Here is a 702-nt window from a genome sequence, read left to right as displayed (position 1 = left end):
TCGTTCTTTAAAAATTCGGATATGTGATAGAAATAGACTGAATGCCAGTTTCACTGCTGGTTATTCAGGCTAAGGTAAAATTTGTGAGTTCTGCGCGAAAGCGCAACGTACGAATTTTCGGCGAATGTCGTCTTCACAGTATAACCAGATTGCTTGGGGTTATATGGTCAAGTGAAGAAGCGCATACGGTGGATGCCTTGGCAGTCAGAGGCGATGAAAGACGTGGTAGCCTGCGATAAGCTTTGGGGAGTCGGCAAACAGACTGTGATCCAGAGATCTCTGAATGGGGGAACCCACTCAGCATAAGCTGAGTATCTTGTACTGAATACATAGGTGCAAGAGGCGAACCAGGGGAACTGAAACATCTAAGTACCCTGAGGAAAAGAAATCAACCGAGATTCCCTTAGTAGTGGCGAGCGAACGGGGACCAGCCCTTAAGCTGGTTTGAGATTAGTGGAACGCTCTGGAAAGTGCGGCCATAGTGGGTGATAGCCCCGTACACGAAAATCTCTTGCCAGTGAAATCGAGTAGGACGGAGCACGAGAAACTTTGTCTGAACATGGGGGGACCATCCTCCAAGGCTAAATACTACTGACTGACCGATAGTGAACCAGTACCGTGAGGGAAAGGCGAAAAGAACCCCGGAGAGGGGAGTGAAATAGAACCTGAAACCGTATGCGTACAAGCAGTGGGAGCCTACTT

At 48.4% G+C, this 702-nt stretch carries 1 rRNA gene; it reads left to right on the top strand.

The features are described 5' to 3' along the window. Positions 1-165 precede the first annotated feature (165 nt). Positions 166-702 (top strand): 23S ribosomal RNA (locus ACODS5_RS24665); the annotation flags it as partial.

The organism is Pseudomonas sp. FG47 (assembly GCF_057809115.1).
The sequence above is the reverse complement of the archived record's forward strand: the minus strand, read 5'-3'. Positions and strand labels throughout refer to the sequence as shown.